This is a genomic window from Bifidobacterium bohemicum DSM 22767, assembly GCF_000741525.1.
Lineage (GTDB): Bacteria > Actinomycetota > Actinomycetes > Actinomycetales > Bifidobacteriaceae > Bifidobacterium > Bifidobacterium bohemicum.
In genome coordinates this window covers 1-18,283 of the sequence record NZ_JGYP01000004.1, presented here as the reverse complement: position 1 = coordinate 18,283, position 18,283 = coordinate 1, and the positions used below count along the sequence as shown (strand labels likewise).

The following is an 18,283-nucleotide window of genomic DNA, read 5'->3' as shown; positions in this document are numbered from 1 at the left end:
CGCATCTGGCCGCCACCGGCTCCACCGTATCGGTTTTGACCGTTGCCGCGTTGGCGCTGTGCTTGGCTGCCGTCGTGTTGGGTGTATGCAGGCGTAAGGCATGGATGCGCCGTGCGGCGGGTGCCTTCGGCGCTTTGTCCGTGCTCTTGGGCGGGGTATTCGTATCCGGGTCGGCATCCGCGGCAACGGTGGCCAACTTGGACGCATCCACGTCAGCGGCAGGTGCCACCGAGGCCGTAAACGGCGTGGCGACACCGGTCGTGCTTAACGGGGCTACGTATCAGCTGATGTCGGATCTGAAAGTCGTCTATGCCTCAACGGACGCCAAGCGGCCTCCTGCCTCGAATCCCAGCCCGAGTCCCGCCCCCGAGCAGACGCTGACATCGATGGATTACGCGAAGGCGATGGGCCGGGGGTGGAATCTCGGCAATACCTTTGAGGCATACGATACCGGTTCCAGCCGGCCCAACGCCGGAGGCGAATCGGCTTGGGGTAACCCGATCGTCACCAAGGCACTGATATCACAGGAATCAAAGCCAAAGGCTACAAGACGATTCGCATGCCCCTCACCCTTGAACACCGCTACGCCGAGAACCCCGACGCCGGCCCTGGCGAGTACCGCTATGTCATCAATGCCGATTGGCTGGCTCGTTACAAGCAGGTGGTCGACTGGGCCGTGGAAGAAGGCCTGTACGTTGATGTTGACCTGCACGGTGACTCCTACATGTGGATTAATCATTGGGACGGCACCGTTTCTCCAAGCAGCGTCGAATACCGCAAGTTCACTGATACCTGGAAGCAGCTCGCGGTGACGTTTGCGAACGAACCTCAACGGGTGTGCTTCGAGACGGATAACGAACCGCAGTTCGCCAGCGGCGATGCCGATGGCATCACCAAGCTCATCGCCCTCAACACAGTGGCGCATGAGGTTATTCGTGCCGTTCCTGGCAATGAGAAGCGCATGATAATCTTCCCGACCTTACACACCAATGACGCGGATCAGTTCACAGCCCCGGCCCGCGACCAGATTCTCGGCCTCCACGACCCATACATACTGGCCACCGTCCACTACTACAGCGAATGGGTCTACAGCGCCAATCTGGGGCGTACCGGTTTCGATGAGAAGCTCTTCGACGGGCAGAACGCCACACCCCGCACCGTGGCCGATAAATTTGCCGAGCACGTCAAAACCAACTTCACCGACCACGGCATCGGAACAGTGGTCGGCGAATTCGGCCTGCTCGGCTACGACGCGGCCGACACCTACCTGCAACCGGGCGAGGAGCTCAAATACTACGAGTACATGAACCATCTGGCTCAAGAAGGCGACTTCGCGCTTATCCTGTGGGACAACGGTTCCGCCATAGACAGGCGCTCGCCGACCTATACGTGGAAGAACGCGGATATGGGCACGATGCTCGAAGCAAGCATGCGTGGCCGCTCTTCGTACTCCACCGGACTTGACGCCATCTACATGGGCGCCGAGCCCACCGGATCGGTGGACATTCCGCTGACGCTCAACAACAATACGTTCGCCGGCATTGCGGGGCTTGCGGCAGGTGTTGATTACACTTACGACCAGCCGGCCGCTACAGTGAGATTGAGCCAGGCGTATCTCCGTTCCGTCTATGACGCGCACAACGGTTATGGCCAAGCCGCAACCCTCACGCTGAACTTCAATGCGGGCGCCCCGTGGCATGAATATCTGGTCAAATCGGCAGTACCTGCGCTTGGCGTCTCGGCCACTGGTGCCACCGGAACGCGAACCGATGGCATCACGGTGCCTATTAATTTCAAAGGCAATGTGGTCAAATCCGCGGCTGCCGTCAACGACGCCGGTGATCCAGTCGGCCCGAATTCGGGTTGGTGGAAATTCCTGCAGTCCGGTACTTCGTTCAAGGTGGATCCTGAGGCCGGTACGTTGAAGCTAACGAAGCAGTTCTTCGACGATTCCTCCGTGTCCGACGGAAACGTGAACCTCAACCTCACGTTCTTTGACGGCAGCGGGCTGACTGTGCCGTTGGCGGTCAACGGGCAGAGCGTGACTGTTCGTCCATAAAAGGCTTGGCGGCCTACTCTGGTTTCGTTTCGCCGAGTAGGCGCCATCCCCGTCTCCGGATCGCTTCAGGATCTGATCGATCCGGTGGCAGGGTGCGGTGGTTCGAATGAATGGCCGGTTCGGTGACCGCGCAAATTGAAATAAGTAAATCCATGTATGCAATGCAAGGAGTGACACGGCATGAAGCCTTTATTCGATACTTTTCTGTTCGGAGGGGACTGGAATCCCGAGCAGTGGCCGGAAGAAACCTGGGAACATGACATCGAGATGCTCGAGGACGCCCACATCAACGAAGTGACCATCAATGTGTTTTCTTGGGCGCTGCTGCAGCCCAACGAGGACGATTATGATTTCACGATGCTCGACCGAATCGTGAAACTGTTGGTTAGTCGCCATTTCAACATCGTAATGGCCACATCCACGGCCGCCCTGCCCGCTTGGCTGGTGCGCACGCATCCGAAGGTGATTCGCGCGGATGCCGATGGCCGTAGGCGCGCTTTCGGCGGGCGTCACAACGCCTGTCCGTGCTCGTCGGTTTATCAACGGCTTTCGAAGAAGCTCGCTTTACGTCTTGCTCGGAGGTACCAAGGCACTCCCGGCTTGGTGGCTTGGCATGTGTGCAACGAATATGGCGGCATGTGCTACTGCGAGAACTGCGCGAAGGATTTCCGGCGGTGGCTCAAGGCCCAATATGGCACCATTGATGCGCTCAACCAGGCATGGTGCGCGAACTATTGGGGGCATACGCTGACCCAGTGGGACGATGTCGTTCCGCCGACGACCAACGGCGATGGCATTGGCACCGAAAAAAGCGTCATTCCCGGTCTGCTGATGGACTACCGTCGTTTCCAAAACGACTCGCTGCTGGCCTGTTATACGCGTGAGCGTGATGCGATTCGGCGTTATGACAAAACCACCCCCATCACCACGAACCTTATGGGCACCTTCAAGGATCTTGATTACTTCAAGTGGGGTCGTCAGCTGGACGTGATCAGCTGGGACAACTACCCGGGTATGGATATGCCTTCCAGCTTCACCGCCATGTGCCACGACCTGATGCGTGGCGTGGGTGGAGGTAAGCCGTTCATGCTCATGGAGCAGACCCCGAACCAGCAGAACTGGTTCCCCTACTGCAAGGTCAAGCGCCCGGGCGAGGTACGCATGCTCAGTTGGCAGGCGGTCGCTCACGGGGCCGATACCGTCCAGTTCTTCCAAATGAAGCAGTCCATCGGTGGAGTGGAGCGTTCCCATGGCGCGATTATCGCCCATGATGGTACTGAAAACACCAGGGTCTTCAGGGAGACTGAGCGTCTTGGCGCCGAACTCGAGCGCTGCGCCGAGCCAATGATGGGTAGCGCAACCAAAGCCCGTGTGGCCATTATGTTCGATTGGGAAAGCTACTGGTCTCTGGAAGGCTGGGTCGGCCCCACCACGGGGTTCAGTTATCCCAACGAAGTGCATCGCTTCTATCGTGCCCTGTACAAGCACAACATCCCCGTCGATTTCATCGAGAGCACCGCCGATGCCGAAACTCTTGCGCGATATCCGTTGATCGTGGCTCCGGCGCTGATCATGGTCAAACCGCATGTGGCCTGTCGGCTTGAGGACTACGTGCGTGCCGGCGGACAGTTCGTCACCGGCTACATGGCAGGCATGGACGATGAGCACGATTTGGTGGTGCCGGGCGGTTATCCGGGGGAGTTGCGCAAGCTGATGGGCGTGCGGGTTGAGGAAATTGACGCCCTCGCGCCAGATGCGAAGATACCGGTTGATTGTGCCGCGCTACCTGCTGCGTATGCATCCTCAGGTTTATCCCCGCTTTCGGGGAAAGGTGAAATCGTGGCCAGTATTATGCATCCGGAGGGAGAGAATGTCACCGTTCTGGCTAACTATGGCGGTAACGAATTCTATGCCGGTTCCCCCGCGGTCACCGTCCATGAGTTCGGTTCGGGTAGCGCCTATTACGTTGGTACCCCTTTGGACGAGCGCGGTATGGATTCGCTGTTCGACCTAGTCGTGGAGTCCGTGAGCGGTCTGGATTCTGTCATAGCTCCCGAGGGCATCGAGATAGATCGCCGGACCGCTGACGATGGGCGGACGTTCACTTTTGTCATCAACACCTCAGGTCAGCCGGTTTCGGGAGTCGATTTGCGATTCTTGGCTGGAAGCAGAGAAATCCTAGGGAATGCCGAAGTTCCCACCGAAGCCGATTTGAAACCATACGAAGTGCTGATTTGCCAGTGACTGTACGCCGCGTCCACTTGTTGCAAGGCGTGGGCATTACTTATTCGTCGGCGATTCGCTTGCTGGTTTCTGGCCTGGGTACGGGGCTAGGCGGACCTGGGGCAAACTGATGCGACATCGGTAGAATTGTGATGATAAGAAAGATGGGTTCCCATACGGCTATTGGGAGCCCACCTCTATTGACGTTCCTGGCTTTGCTTACTCTTACTTCGCGAAGTTGCGAGTGATCCAGTCCATGAGCAGATCAGGCCAGGTCTGGATGCACGGTTCCACATTCGCCAGATCGCCGCCCCACGCGGTCTCCAGCGTGCCAAGTGAAAGACCATGCCCACCTTGCGGGTACAGGTGCATCTCCACGGACACCCCGGCATTGACGCAGGCATTGGCCAGCAGCATTGAGTTCTGCACGGGCACTAGGCCGTCGGTGGCGGTGTGCCAGAGGAAGGTCGGCGGGGTCTTGGCGCTGACGTGTTGCTCGCAGGAGACTTCCTCCAGCATCGCCGGGTCATCCTTTTTGTCCCCGAGCAAGTGTTCGATGCTGCTACGGTGGGCGAATTCTCCCGAGGTCAGGACTGCGTAGCTCAATGCCAGGCCATTCGGCCGCACGGCATCGGGGTCGTAGCCGTGGGCGCGTTCCGTTTCGTCACCTGCGTCAGTGGCGAGGTTTGCGGCAAGATGTCCACCGGCGGAGAAACCGAGGATAATGACAGCGTTGGGGTCAACATGCCATTCCGCTGCGTGTTCGCGAATGATGGCCATTGCTTGCGCGGCTTCAAGCAAAGCCGTGGGATAGACCGACGGCGAGCAGGAGTATCGCAAAACGAATGCATGGAAACCGGCTCCGAGCATCTTCAGCGCAATCGGTTCGGCTTCCCGGTCGCTGGTCATTTCATATCCGCCGCCGGGAATGACCAGTACGGCTGGTCGGACGCGATTTTCGTCAATCTCCTTGCTGTTGTCGATGATGTAGCCGTCGAATTCGGCGCGGCTTCCGTCTGTGCCTTCAATGGTCTGCCTAATATATTTCATGATGCTCCTTTGCGCACGCGCAATGATGCGCGGCTACTACGATTGTCTCATTGGTTATCGATGGAGTCGATTTGTGGGCGTTAGAACGTTGCTTGAACGCCCACCTGTGTGGTGCCGGCCGTCGGCGGGATAATCAGATTGCCGACGGTCTGAGCGGTTCCACCGTCGACGGTCAGTCCGCGTGAACCGGTGCGCCGCAGCGTGATGTTATAGGTTGTTCCGCGATACTTGCGTGTTACCTTTAACTCGTCGAACTCGCCTGGAAGGTGCGGCTCCACAATCAGCCCGTCTAGGGTGGGACGAATGCCCAGCAGATACTGCGAGACGTTCACAAAGGTCCAGGCCGCGGTTCCCGTGAGCCACGAGTTCTTGCCCTCCCCGAGGCTATAGGATTCCGGACCGGCCACCATTTGGCAGTAGACGTAAGGCTCCACCTTCCGGATGTCCGACTTGTCTTCCAAGTAAGCCGGGCAGTTGCGTCGGTAGACCGCGAAGGCTTCCTCGTTGTTGCCTACCTTGCAGTTGGCGATGGAGACCCAAGGGTTGTTGTGACAGAAAATACCGCCGTTCTCCTTGTATCCACGCGGGTAGGAGGAGATTTCCCCCAGTTCGATTCGGTAGGTGGAATAAGCCGGCGCCAAGATGGCCGTACCCCAGTCGCAGGTCAGGCGTTCCTTGGTGGACTTGAGAGCTTGCTGCGCCTTCCCGCTTTCGACGCCGATGCCGGCCATTACGCACATGCCCTGTGGCTCGATGTAAATCTGGCCTTCGGTGTCGGTGTGGGAGCCGACCGGGTGGGAATACGCGTCGTAGGCGCGCAGGAACCACTCACCGTCCCATCCGGCGTCTTCCACGGTCTGGCTCATTTTTGCGGTGGTTTGGCGGATGCCGGATGCTTCACGGCTCACGTCAGCTTCGCTTATACCGCACTTTGCGCCATAGTGTTCAATGATGTCGGCGTACTGATTGCCATAGAGCACGAACATGCCGGCAATGAACACTGACTCGGCGACTCCGGTGTCGTTGTTTTCCACCGTCTGGAAGCTTTCGCCGGGCTCGCTGGAGAAGCAGTTGAGGTCAAGGCAGTCGTTCCAGTCGGCTCGTCCGATCAACGGCAGGCCGTGAGGTCCGAGATGTGTAAGCGTAAAGTTGATGGATCGTCGTAGGTGTTCCAACAGTGATGTTTCGGTGCCTTCGACATTATTGAACGGCACAGGTTCACGTAGAATCGAGTCGTCGCCCGTCTCTGCAAGATAGGCGTAAGCACCGGCGATGAGCCACAGGGGATCGTCGTTGAATCCTCCACCGATGTCTGCATTGCCGCGCTTGGTGAGTGGCTGGTACTGATGCCATGCCGACCCGTCGTCCTTCTGCGTGGAGGCGATGTCGATGATGCGTTCGCGTGCGCGCCTGGGAATCAGGTGCACGAAGCCGAGCAGGTCCTGATTGGAATCGCGGAATCCCATGCCCCGTCCGGTGCCCGATTCGAAGTATGAAGCGGAACGTGACATGTTGAAGGTGACCATGCATTGATACTGATGCCAGATGTTGACCATGCGATCGAGTCGGGCGTCACCGCTTTCCACGTGGAAGGTTGAAAGCAGGTCGGTCCAGTAGCGCTTGAGCTCGTCAAAGGCAGCGTTGACCTTTTCCGTGGTGTCAAAGCGCGTGTAGAGTTCATGCGCCGGCTGCTTGTTGATAAGCCTCACTTTGGCTGGGTCGTTCGGGTCCTCCCATTTGTTGTCGTGTGACACTTCAATATAGCCGAGAAGGTAAATCAGAGTGCGGCTTTCGCCTGGTTCAAGTATCAGTCGTGAGCGGTGCGCTGCGATTGGATGCCAGCCGTGAGCTATGGAGTCGTTCAGGTGACCTTGTGCAATGGTTTGTGGACTGTCCCAGCCGTTGAACAGTCCGAGAAACTCGTCCCGGTCTGTATCGAATCCGGTGGTTGGCCCGTTTACCGAGTAGAAGGCGTAGTGGTCGCGCCGTTCTTTGAACTCCGTTTTGTGGTACAGCAGTGTGCGGTCACCGCCATGTTCCACCTCCACTTCGCCTGTGGACAGGTTGCGTTGGAAGTTCGTGGCGTCGTCGGTCGCATCCCACAGGCACCATTCCACTGCCGCTGTTGCGTCCAGCACCGTGCGTTCGTCGGTGTCGTTCGTTACTTGCAGCATGTTGACTTCCGCGTTGGCGCCAATCGGCACGAAAACGGTGAGTGTGCTGTCTATGCCGCATTTTGATGACTCGAATATCGTGTAGCCAATTCCTTGGCGGCACCGATATGAATCGAGCGTGGTCTTGGCCGGCAGGAAGGTGGGGGACCATGTTTGCGTAGGTCTTGCATCTGCGCCGTCGCCGCTCATCAGGCTCAAATAAAAGCTGCGCGCCCCGTTGTCGCTGGGCACGCTGTTGTATCGATATCTGCTGATGCGACGGAGCTTGGCGTCTTTGTAGAACGAGTAGCCGCCTGCGGTGTTGGAAATAAGGGAAAAGAAATTCTCGTTGCCCAGGTAGTTGATCCAAGGTAGTGGAGTGGCTGGTGTGTTGATGACATATTCACGAGCTTCGTCGTCGAAGTGACCGAATTGCATGACGTCCTTTCTGGATGCTTGGGCATCATCTATTTGTTTTATCGTTTAACTAATAAGATAATCTTATTTGTAGACTTATCAATAACAAGTGGGAGTAATGGGCTTGAACGTATGTTCTTGTGCTAGGCTTGGCGCTATGGCCGTGATGGACGATTTGGGCGCTAAAGGCCCCTTGAAAGCGGATCATATGGGTAAAGGGCTGCGTGTTCCGCCGGACGTCCATGCTTTGTCAAGGGTCTCGACGTTTTCATCGAATCCCCGGGCGCGAAAGGTGTTCGATTCGACCAATTTCGAGCATCGTAAAAGGATGGATGCAAAACAGCGCCGGACGCAGATCGTCCAGGCGGCGGCCAAGGTCGTTGCTTCCAAAGGTTTCTGGGGCATGTCGTTGCAGGATGTCGCTGATGAGATCGGCATCACCGAGGCGGCATTGTATCACTATATCGACAACAAGAATGATTTGCTGGGTATGATTCTGCGGGATTACTATGACTCGCAAGAGGCGGATTCCTACATTTATGAAAACGCGCGGGTTCGCGACGTCGACGGCTGTGAGCTGTTTTATTTCCCGCGCTTTTGCCTTAATAACGTTCTGTTCAACGTTCGGCGTCCGGAGATGGTCAAGCTGTTCTCGACGCTTAATGGAGAGGCGTTGAGTCCGGAACATCCGGCTCATGACTACTTTATCAACAGACAGCAGAAATTTTGGCGGCAGATTTCATCAATGAACTGGCTGCTACCTGATGTGTATCGCTGTGATCTGAACCGTTTCCGTCACTTGTGGACGCTTGCGATGAGTGCTATGGATGGGCTGCAGCTTCGATGGTTGGGCGATGCCTCTGCTGATCTTATCGAGGAATGGTCGGCTTTCTCGGAGGAGCTGTTTCCCGAACCTTTGTGGAGCGGCTATGGTGACCCCAGTGAGTATGACGCGCAGGGTGGGGAATCTTTACGCGCGCACGGTCTCCATTCCGGCAGTGCGATCGTGCCTTTGTCGCAATTGGACTACCCCGGCTGTAGTTGCCGATGTTGGTCGCCGATTGTTGATAAGCGGTCTTCTAAGCCGCGCATTGTGCGGGTGTAAAGTTTTCGCCGATTCGGTTGTGTGCTCTGGTGACATGCGGAAGCCGTGCCGTTCATAGGCCGTACGCCTTTGGCTCTCTTGGACGCAGGGTTTCGGTGGGGCTCACCCTTCTGCAATCGATTGCTCGACCAGCTTCGGCAGTGCGGTTGCAATGTCCTCGTGAATCAGTCGTGTGGCGATATTGTCATACTGCGTGCGTCCCATGTTCATAATCGTTATCGGGACGCCCGCCTGCGCGGCCGCCGGTGTGAGACTGGCTGCTGGGAAAACCTCCAGCGTCGATCCGATAACCCAGAACTCGTCGGCCTGACGTACCTTTTTCAGCGATTTCTCCATCGCGCCTTCTGGCAGCATCTCGCCAAAGTAGACTACGTCGGTCTTAATCAACCCGTCGCATGGCATGTTTCCCTGATAGGGCAGCGGCCGTCGACAGTGCGGATCTGGCTCCTGATCCAGTTTTGCCATGATGTCGGCCGTGTTATATGCCGCATGGCATTTCATGCAATGCGATGTGCCAATTGTTCCGTGCAGATTCACGATCACGTCCGGGGAGTTTCCGGCCTTTTCATGCAGAGCATCGAAGTTTTGCGTCGCCAGCAGCGTCAGAAGTCCCGCTTGTTCAAGCTTTACCAGTGCTTGGTGCGCCTTGCCCGGCTTTGCGCTCCACACCGGTGATGCTTTCTGCCAGGCCCATGAGTACTCGCGTTGGTCTTTGTCCGATACGAACGCCTCGATGTCGTATACGCTCATTTGCTCTGGATGCCTGGTCCACACGCCGTCCGGTCCGCGGAAGTCGGGGATACCAGCCGAGGTTGAAATTCCCGCCCCTGTAAGCACTGCGATTTTCTTGGTCACTTTTCCGCCTCTCTTGGTTATCTGCCTAGCTTTAATGATAATCGGAATATGAGCGATGACCGGAATCAAGGATTGTTCTTTTCGCAGGCAAATCCTTACTGCAGGAAGTTTTGGTCGGATTATGGCGGTTGGAGCGACGAATTTATTGATTCCCGTCCAACGCGCGCTTTTGGATGCAGAACTTGGTGAGTTCAGCAGGTTATGCGCGGACATACCCTTACATATGTGGGTATTGAGTTGCGTAATTGTGGGAAGGCACTAAAATGAATGACAGAAGGCCGGAAAGGTCTTTGCGACACGCCGAAGGAACCTTGTCATTGCAACGGTTCCTCACCTTTTTGTGGTCTCCGACTTGCGCGATATATGGTTTCGGAGTATATTTGCACCTTGCTACTTAACGCGGTTGCTTCTCTCCCAGAGACAAGCGCTTCGTTGGTGTGGTGGTGGTTTGAGAACTCAAGAGTGTGTTTGTACTACTTTTTAAGCTTTTTTGATTGCCAGTTCGGCGATCGCCTGGTTTTGTGCCGGGTGGCCGGGAGGTCTTGAAGGTCGTCGAGGTTTTTTGTGTGGTCGTTTGGTCCTTATCCAAACGGCACCGTCGATTCCGTCCTTTTGGATGGTTTCTTTTTTGAGAGTCGTTGAACGGCTTTTCCATTTTTTTTGTGGAGGGTTCGATTCTGGCTCAGGATGAACGCTGGCGGCGTGCTTAACACATGCAAGTCGAACGGGATCCATGGTGCTTGCACCGTGGTGAGAGTGGCGAACGGGAGAGTAATGCGTGACCAACCTGCCCCATGTTCCGGAATAGCTCCTGGAAACGGGTGGTAATGCCGGGTGTTCCACATGACCGCATGGGATTGTGGGAAAGGGTTACCGACATGGGATGGGGTCGCGTCCTATCAGCTTGTTGGCGGGGCAACGGCCCACCAAGGCTTTGACGGGTAGCCGGCCTGAGAGGGTGACCGGCCTCATTGGGACTGAGATACGGCCCAGACTCCTACGGGAGGCAGCAGTGGGGAATATTGCACAATGGGCGAAAGCCTGATGCAGCGACGCCGCGTGCGGGATGAAGGCCTTCGGGTTGTAAACCGCTTTTGTTAGGGAGCAAGCGAGAGTGAGTGTACCTTTCGAATAAGCACCGGCTAACTACGTGCCAGCAGCCGCGGTAATACGTAGGGTGCAAGCGTTATCCGGATTTATTGGGCGTAAAGAGCTCGTAGGCGGTTCGTCGCGTCTGGTGTGAAAGCCCGCAGCTTAACTGCGGGTCTGCGCCGGATACGGGCGGGCTTGAGTGCGGTAGGGGAGACTGGAATTCCCGGTGTAACGGTGGAATGTGTAGATATCGGGAAGAACACCAATGGCGAAGGCAGGTCTCTGGGCCGTTACTGACGCTGAGGAGCGAAAGCGTGGGGAGCGAACAGGATTAGATACCCTGGTAGTCCACGCCGTAAACGGTGGATGCTGGATGTGGGGCCCATTCCACGGGTTCCGCGTCGGAGCTAACGCGTTAAGCATCCCGCCTGGGGAGTACGGCCGCAAGGCTAAAACTCAAAGAAATTGACGGGGGCCCGCACAAGCGGCGGAGCATGCGGATTAATTCGATGCAACGCGAAGAACCTTACCTGGGCTTGACATGTTCCGGATCGCGGCAGAGATGTCGTTTCCCTTCGGGGCCGGTTCACAGGTGGTGCATGGTCGTCGTCAGCTCGTGTCGTGAGATGTTGGGTTAAGTCCCGCAACGAGCGCAACCCTCGCCTTGTGTTGCCAGCGGGTTATGCCGGGAACTCACAAGGGACCGCCGGGGTCAACTCGGAGGAAGGTGGGGATGACGTCAGATCATCATGCCCCTTACGTCCAGGGCTTCACGCATGCTACAATGGCCGGTACAACGGGATGCGACATGGTGACATGGAGCGGATCCCTTAAAACCGGTCTCAGTTCGGATTGGAGTCTGCAACCCGACTCCATGAAGGCGGAGTCGCTAGTAATCGCGGATCAGCAACGCCGCGGTGAATGCGTTCCCGGGCCTTGTACACACCGCCCGTCAAGTCATGAAAGTGGGCAGCACCCGAAGCCGGTGGCCGAACCCCTTGTGGGACGGAGCCGTCTAAGGTGAGGCTCGCGATTGGGACTAAGTCGTAACAAGGTAGCCGTACCGGAAGGTGCGGCTGGATCACCTCCTTTCTACGGAGAATTCAGGGCGCTGTTCGGCGTCCGGTGTCGGGCCGGCCGGGGATGTTCCCTGGTGTGGTCCTGCTGGTGTGGAAGAGATCATGAGGGCTTTTGGTGGTATGGGCATGCTTTTGGGTTCCCGGACCGCCACCCCGTCGTTTTCGGCGGTGCGGTTCGTGCCCCTGGTGGCCGGTTCCCGTGTTCGGGGGTCGTCCGTCTTGGTGCGTGGTGGTTTGAGAACTGGATAGTGGACGCGAGCAGGACCGTTTTTTGCGGTCTTGTTTATGAGAATGCAATTTTAATGGACCGGTCTCCGATTCTTTTGTTTCGGGGGTTCGGTCGATCGTTTTGTGATCATTCAATGTGATGATTTGTTGTCATGGGTTTTTCGTGTGGGTTCTTGCCGCAGGGTGCACTTGGTGTGTGTTGCCGGCAAGGGCGTATGGTGGATGCCTTGGCAGACAGTACCGATGAAGGACGTGTGGGGCCGCGATAGGCCTCGGGGAGCCGCCGACAGGGCTTTGATCCGAGGATTTCCGAATGGGGGGACCCGCCGGTGTTGATGCGCCGGCACCGCCTTGTGCGGGGGGTACGCAGGGAAGTGAAACATCTCAGTACCTGCAGGAAGAGATATTCCGTGAGTAGTGGCGAGCGAAAGCGGAGAAGGCCAAACCGGCCGCGTGTGATAGCCTCCAGGCGTTGCGCGGTCGGTGTTGTGGGATTTGGTGTCCGGCTCCTGGAGGGGTCGGCGGAAGTGATAAAGCGTCGTGCTAGGCGAACGGGATTGAATTCCCGGCCGTAGAGGGTGATGGCCCCGTAGCCGGTCGTGCGACGCCTTCCGATCCTTGTTCCCAAGTAGCACCGGACTCGAGGAATCCGGTGTGAATCCGCCCAGACCGTTGGGTAAGCCTAAATATAACTGTCTGACCGATAGCGTACTAGTACCGTGAGGGAAAGGTGAAAAGCACCCCGGGAGGGGAGTGAAACAGTTCCTGAAACCGTGCGCCTACAAACCGTCGGAGCCTCCTTGAGGGGTGACGGCGTGCCTATCGAAAAATGAGTCTGCGAGTCAGTGGCATGTGGCGAGGCTAACCCGTCGTGGGGGAGCCGTAGCGAAGGCGAGTCTCAAATAGGCGTTTGAGTCGCATGTCCTGGACCCGAAGCGGGATGATCTAGCCCTGAGCAGGTTGAAGCGCGGGTAAGACCGCGTGGAGGACCGAACCCACCTAGGTTGAAAACTGGGGGGATGACTTGGGGCTAGGGGTGAAAGGCCAATCAAATTCCGTGATAGCTGGTTCTCTCCGAAATGCATTTAGGTGCAGCGTCGCGTCATTGCCCCCGGGGGGTAGAGCTACTGGATGCTTGCGGGTCCGTATCGGATACCAACAGCAACCAAACTCCGAATACCCGTGGGGTTTATCGCGGCAGTGAGTCGGCGGGGGATAAGCTTCGTCGTCAAAAGGGAAACAGCCCAGATCGTCGTCTAAGGTCCCTAAGCGTGTGCTAAGTGGGAAAGGATGTGGAGTCGCATAGACAGCCAGGAGGTTGGCTCAGAAGCAGCCACCCTTGAAAGAGTGCGTAACAGCTCACTGGTCTAGTGGTTCCGCGCCGACAATGTAGCGGGGCTCAAGCACGCCACCGAAGACGCGGCAGTGTCTTTGACACTGGGTAGGAGAGCGTTCCGTCAGGGGCGAAGCGGCGGCGTAAGCCGGCCGTGGACTTGGCGGAAGTGAGAATGCAGACATGAGTAGCGAGAGACGGGTGAGGATCCCGTCCGCTGGATGACTGAGGTTTCCAGGGCCACGTTCATCGTCCCTGGGTTAGTCGGGTCCTAAGGCGAGGCCGACAGGCGTAGTCGAATGGATGAACGGGTTGATATTCCCGTACCGGCGCATGACCGACAGGCCCGAAAGTCGGGTACTAACCTTCGTCCCGTTTGAGGGTTCCCTTCGGGGTTCCCGATGGCGGGGGGCTGGGACAGACCTTCCGGTAGGGCAGCGCAGGAGTGACGCAGAGGAGTAGCCGGCCGCGGCGGTGGTAGTCCGTGGTCAAGCGTGCAGCCCGCATCCCAGGCAAATCCGGGGTGCGTGAGGGCGAGGCGCGATGGTGGGGCCCGTTGGGGTCGATATCCGGTGATCCCCTCTGCCGAGAAAAGCTTCGGCGCGAGGGCATGCGGCGCCCGTACCGCAAACCGACACAGGTGGTCAGGTAGAGAATACCAAAGCGATCGAGCGAATCCTGGTCAAGGAACTCGGCAAATTACTCCCGTGCCTTCGGTATAAGGGAGACCCCTTGGGGTGAACCAGCTTGCCTGGGGAGCCTTGGGGGGTGGCACAGACCAGGGGGTAGCGACTGTTTACCAAAAACACAGGTGCATGCGAAGGCGTAAGCCGCTGTATATGCACTGACGCCTGCCCGGTGCCGGAAGGTTAAGAGGATCCGTCATCCCTCCTCGTGAGGGGGCAGCGGTGAATTCAAGCCCCGGTAAACGGCGGTGGTAACTATAACCATCCTAAGGTAGCGAAATTCCTTGTCGGGTAAGTTCCGACCTGCACGAATGGCGTAACGACTTCCCCACTGTCTCGACCAGGAGCTCGGCGAAATTGCAGTACGAGTAAAGATGCTCGTTAAGCGCAGAAGGACGAAAAGACCCCGGGACCTTTACTATACCTTGGTATTGTCATTAGGTTCGGACTGTGTAGCATAGGCGGGAGGCTTTGAAGCGCGGACGCTAGTTCGTGTGGAGCCGGAAGGTGAAATACCGCTCTGTCCGTATTTGATGTCTAACCTCGACAAGTCATCCTTGTCAGGGACAGTGCCTGGCGGGTAGTTTAACTGGGGCGGTTGCCTCCCAAAGAGTAACGGAGGCGCCCAAGGGTCCGCTCAGCCCGGTTGGCAATCGGGTGTTGAGTGCAATCGCACAAGCGGGCTTGACTGTGAGACTGACGGGTCGAGCAGGGACGAAAGTCGGAGATAGTGATCCGGTGCCGGCGTACGGACGCGGCATCGCTCAACGGATAAAAGGTACCCCGGGGATAACAGGCTGATCATCCCCAAGAGTCCATATCGACGGGATGGTTTGGCACCTCGATGTCGGCTCGTCGCATCCTGGGGCTGTAGCAGGTCCCAAGGGTTCGGCCGTTCGCCGATTAAAGCGGCACGCGAGCTGGGTTCAGAACGTCGTGAGACAGTTTGGTCTCTATCCTCTGCGCTCGTTGGAATCTTGAGGAGGCCTGCCCATAGTACGAGAGGACCTGGGTGGACAAACCTCTGGTATGCCGGTTGTCGCGCCAGCGGCACGGCCGGTTAGCTACGTTTGGAAGGGATAACCGCTGAAAGCATCTAAGCGGGAAGCCTGCTCCAAGATTAGGATTCCGTGGGGTTTTCGGACCCCTGTAGGCCCCAGGCTAGAACACCTGGTTGATAGGCCGGACGTGGAAGCCCCGTGAGGGGTGGAGCTGACCGGTACTAATGGCCGACGGGCAATACACGTTTCCCGCGCTGGTCGCGGGGACGGCATCTTCCTACTGCGGAAAGGCCATGGCGATGATGAACGTTGCCTGGTCATGAATCGATCGTTGTTGCATGAAGCGTCCACCGTCCGGTTCCCGGACCATCACATCCCACGATCCCTGGCGGGTCGTGCATAATAGAAGATTTGCGGCGGTCATTGCCCGGGGGAGACGCCCGGTCCCATTCCGAACCCGGAAGCTAAGGCCCGGCACGGCGATGGTACTGCACTCGACAGGGTGTGGGAGAGTAGCTCGCCGCCGCATCACACTTGAACGGGGACCCCCGTGGTCGAGCCTGACGGCTCCCACGGGGGTTCTTCGCATGCCCGGACGGATCCCCCGCGCCCCCCCGGCCGGTCGGTCGACGCGGCCGGGCCGGCGGGCCGACGACGGGAACCGGGACACGGACACGACGACCACCGGACAAAACCATCCACCCCAAACCAAGCAAGTATGATTAAGGCCATGACAGTACAACTACGCGATATCGATGCGTCGAACTTTTATCAGGTTCTTGCCATGCACAGGCCTGAGGCTGAAGAGTATGTGGCTCCTAACAGCGTTTCACTCGCTGAAGCCTGGCTGTACCGCAATGAACACACGGTGGTGCCGTTGGCGATTTATGAAGGGGACAGCCTAGTGGGTTTCGTTATGACCCATGACGATTTGGCAAACAACATTCGCGATATATGGAGAATCCTGATACCGGAGGAACACGTTAATCACGGATACGGATTACAGACGCTTCGATTTTTAGCTCAGCAAGCCCAATTGGAAGGGTTCGCGTGTTTGCGATTGAGTTATGTCCCTGGAAATGCATTGGCGGAGCATGTCTATCGCAAGTTGGGATTTGTTCCTACCGGTGAGATTGACGATGGCGAGATTGTGATGGAACGCGCTCTATGTAATTCATGTTTAGAGCGTATGGGATAGATTCACGGGTTTTGGCCACAGTATGTGAATTCCCCTTGTGTGGAATATCGTTTAACTTCCGAACCGTGCAGTGTAAGACCACCCTGAACGGGATAGAATATGATACACTCGCAATTAAGCGTACTTTAGTAGCGTACGTTAATATAATAGACTTAAGTATAGGCGGTGAAGATGGATACTTATACACCAACGGCAGCAAGGAAGAATCTGTATCAGATTCTTAAGGATGTTAATGTTCATCGTAGGCCGGTCGTGATTTCTCCAGCCAGGGGCAACAAAGACGAGGAAGCCGTGGTCGTTAATCGTGCTGATTGGAATTCGATCGTGGAAACCCTCTATCTGGAGAGCACGGGCACACTCTCCGCTGTGGAAAAGCGTCGTGCCGACAACAGCGGAACTACGGATATTGATGATATCGATTGGGATACGTTGTGACCTACCGCGTCGTAATCAAGAATTCGGCCAAGTCGGATCTTAAAAAAATCAAGCGTTCGTATCTTCGGCAATCGTTCATGCAGGTAGTTGCAGATTTGAAGTCTGACCCATACCAGCCAACTCAGTCATTCGAAAAGCTGCAGCCGCTAAGCAGGGGATTGTATTCTCGGCGGATTAATAGCCAGCATCGTGTTGTCTATGGTATTGATGAGGATACTCAGACAGTAACGATATATGCAGCATGGAGTCATTACGAGTAGCGTTTGCTTGTCGGAAGTATCGTGTTTTCTTGTTTTTACAATTCCATGTAGCATGGGTGCACATTACGATTCTGAGGAAGGCCTGTATCGGACGGTTTGTGCCCTGTAATAACATAGCGCATCGAGCCGGTTGTGCATCTTGATTCTATAAAATGTGCACCGGGTGTTTTTGAATGCAGCGTCCCCGTATGCCATAAAGTTCATGCCTTTCATCATTCGATAGATTGAAAATCTATTGAAATGGAATTTGGTTCGTCGTGCCGCATGTCCTCGTCTCGGATACAGGCTTATTGCGTCGCCTCCACTGTCAATATGCAAACCACTGTTCTTGCTGGCAGTAGAGATGACAAAACTTCCTCAAAGCGTTAAATCGATGTAACGTTCGAAAGAAGTCTCGTGAGGGGCGGAACCGTTCCTGTTGCGGCAGTGCAATCCGCATATTAACGTGCAGCGATTAGGTGGTGGATAACGATGGTAAGAGTGAATGCGCATTGAAAGGATCTTCAAACATAATGCTCATTATCGGAATCTGTTGGTTGCAAGGCAATTAATGCCATTGGTCTGATTCTCGCATCAAGGCTTTAAAGTTTTCTCGATTATCATTTACTCAACTCCAAATAAGTGGCCAAGGCATACGGCCTTATGACCGTGTATGTCTTGAACATCCCGAGTTAAAGTCTCGACATGCACAAATCTCGAGAAAAATGTATTGATAAAGTCCTATTGCCCATAAGCTGAGAATTTAAAAGGCGCGTATAACTAAATTTCGACACGCCGACAAAATGTATATATTCCAACGAAACTCATGATATTTTTGCCTGGTCGATTTGCGCAAATGAGCAACCTAGTGTAGGTTAGTAACTCGCTGCCCAGCAGCGACAACAAATCTTCGAGATTGCTTGAAGTTGTTGGTGTGGTGGTGGTTTGAGAACTCAAGAGTGTGTTTGTACTACTTTTTAAGCTTTTTTGATTGCCAGTTCGGCGATCGCCTGGTTTTGTGCCGGGTGGCCGGGAGGTCTTGAAGGTCGTCGAGGTTTTTTGTGTGGTCGTTTGGTCCTTATCCAAACGGCACCGTCGATTCCGTCCTTTTGGATGGTTTCTTTTTTGAG

Annotated in this window: 9 protein-coding genes and 3 rRNA genes; 9 read left to right on the top strand and 3 right to left on the bottom strand. The window is 56.1% G+C overall.

Going from position 1 to position 18,283, the window contains the following annotated elements:
• Nucleotides 1-559: 559 nt before the first annotated feature.
• Both BBOH_RS08320 and BBOH_RS05960 read left to right on the top strand, forming a co-directional pair.
• Complete coding sequence (locus tag BBOH_RS08320) at nt 560-2,059, top strand: cellulase family glycosylhydrolase (RefSeq protein ID WP_052362752.1); 1,500 nt, start codon at nt 560-562, stop codon at nt 2,057-2,059.
• A 180-nt stretch (nt 2,060-2,239) separates the two neighbouring features.
• The gene (locus BBOH_RS05960) at nt 2,240-4,303 is read left to right on the top strand and encodes a beta-galactosidase (protein WP_033522098.1); all 2,064 of its coding nucleotides are present in this window, start codon (nt 2,240-2,242) and stop codon (nt 4,301-4,303) included.
• A 204-nt stretch (nt 4,304-4,507) separates the two neighbouring features.
• On the opposite strand, the gene BBOH_RS05955 is transcribed toward BBOH_RS05960, so the two are convergent.
• Together BBOH_RS05955 and BBOH_RS05950 are read right to left on the bottom strand one after the other, a co-directional pair.
• Complete coding sequence (locus BBOH_RS05955) at nt 4,508-5,332, bottom strand: alpha/beta hydrolase (RefSeq protein WP_033522100.1); 825 nt, start codon at nt 5,330-5,332, stop codon at nt 4,508-4,510.
• An 80-nt stretch (nt 5,333-5,412) separates the two neighbouring features.
• Complete coding sequence (locus BBOH_RS05950; RefSeq protein WP_033522102.1) at nt 5,413-7,923, bottom strand: glycoside hydrolase family 94 protein; 2,511 nt, start codon at nt 7,921-7,923, stop codon at nt 5,413-5,415.
• 187 nt (nt 7,924-8,110) lie between these two features.
• On the opposite strand from BBOH_RS05950, the gene BBOH_RS05945 reads away from it, so the two are divergent.
• Nucleotides 8,111-9,007: a TetR/AcrR family transcriptional regulator gene (locus BBOH_RS05945; protein WP_143242464.1), complete on the top strand. Its 897-nt coding sequence runs from the start codon at nt 8,111-8,113 to the stop codon at nt 9,005-9,007.
• A gap of 102 nt (nt 9,008-9,109) precedes the next feature.
• Here BBOH_RS05945 and BBOH_RS05940 read toward each other — a convergent pair whose 3' ends face one another.
• Entirely contained in the window at nt 9,110-9,862 is a 753-nt protein-coding gene (locus tag BBOH_RS05940) for a Sir2 family NAD-dependent protein deacetylase (protein WP_033522112.1), read from the bottom strand.
• A gap of 659 nt (nt 9,863-10,521) precedes the next feature.
• Between BBOH_RS05940 and BBOH_RS05935 the strand changes: the two genes are divergently transcribed.
• The 6 genes from BBOH_RS05935 to BBOH_RS09580 all read left to right on the top strand — a co-directional run bounded on the left by BBOH_RS05935 (nt 10,522) and on the right by BBOH_RS09580 (nt 17,174).
• Nucleotides 10,522-12,046 (top strand): 16S ribosomal RNA (locus tag BBOH_RS05935).
• Between the two features lie 410 nt (nt 12,047-12,456).
• A 23S ribosomal RNA gene (locus BBOH_RS05930) occupies nt 12,457-15,526 on the top strand.
• Nucleotides 15,527-15,693: 167 nt separating this feature from the next.
• Nucleotides 15,694-15,810 (top strand): 5S ribosomal RNA (rrf, locus tag BBOH_RS05925).
• The 16S, 23S and 5S rRNA genes sit together here, the layout of an rRNA operon.
• A 189-nt stretch (nt 15,811-15,999) precedes the next feature.
• Nucleotides 16,000-16,479, top strand: a complete 480-nt coding sequence (locus tag BBOH_RS05920; protein WP_033521523.1) for a GNAT family N-acetyltransferase — start codon at nt 16,000-16,002, stop codon at nt 16,477-16,479.
• A 171-nt stretch (nt 16,480-16,650) separates the two neighbouring features.
• Nucleotides 16,651-16,914 (top strand): type II toxin-antitoxin system Phd/YefM family antitoxin, encoded by a 264-nt coding sequence (locus tag BBOH_RS05915; RefSeq protein ID WP_033521525.1) that lies wholly within the window; start codon nt 16,651-16,653, stop codon nt 16,912-16,914.
• Nucleotides 16,911-17,174, top strand: a complete 264-nt coding sequence (locus BBOH_RS09580; RefSeq protein ID WP_074428622.1) for a Txe/YoeB family addiction module toxin — start codon at nt 16,911-16,913, stop codon at nt 17,172-17,174. Before BBOH_RS05915 ends, BBOH_RS09580 begins: the two co-directional genes overlap by 4 nt.
• Nucleotides 17,175-18,283 lie beyond the last annotated feature (1,109 nt).

Bases quoted from the DNA above. Each gene is read 5' to 3' on its own strand.
- BBOH_RS08320 (WP_052362752.1), top strand. From the start codon at position 560: ATGCCCCTCACCCTTGAACACCGCTACGCCGAGAACCCCGACGCCGGC.
- BBOH_RS05960 (WP_033522098.1), top strand. From the start codon at position 2,240: ATGAAGCCTTTATTCGATACTTTTCTGTTCGGAGGGGACTGGAATCCC.
- BBOH_RS05955 (WP_033522100.1), bottom strand. From the start codon at position 5,332: ATGAAATATATTAGGCAGACCATTGAAGGCACAGACGGAAGCCGCGCC.
- BBOH_RS05950 (WP_033522102.1), bottom strand. From the start codon at position 7,923: ATGCAATTCGGTCACTTCGACGACGAAGCTCGTGAATATGTCATCAAC.
- BBOH_RS05945 (WP_143242464.1), top strand. From the start codon at position 8,111: ATGGGTAAAGGGCTGCGTGTTCCGCCGGACGTCCATGCTTTGTCAAGG.
- BBOH_RS05920 (WP_033521523.1), top strand. From the start codon at position 16,000: ATGATTAAGGCCATGACAGTACAACTACGCGATATCGATGCGTCGAAC.
- BBOH_RS05915 (WP_033521525.1), top strand. From the start codon at position 16,651: ATGGATACTTATACACCAACGGCAGCAAGGAAGAATCTGTATCAGATT.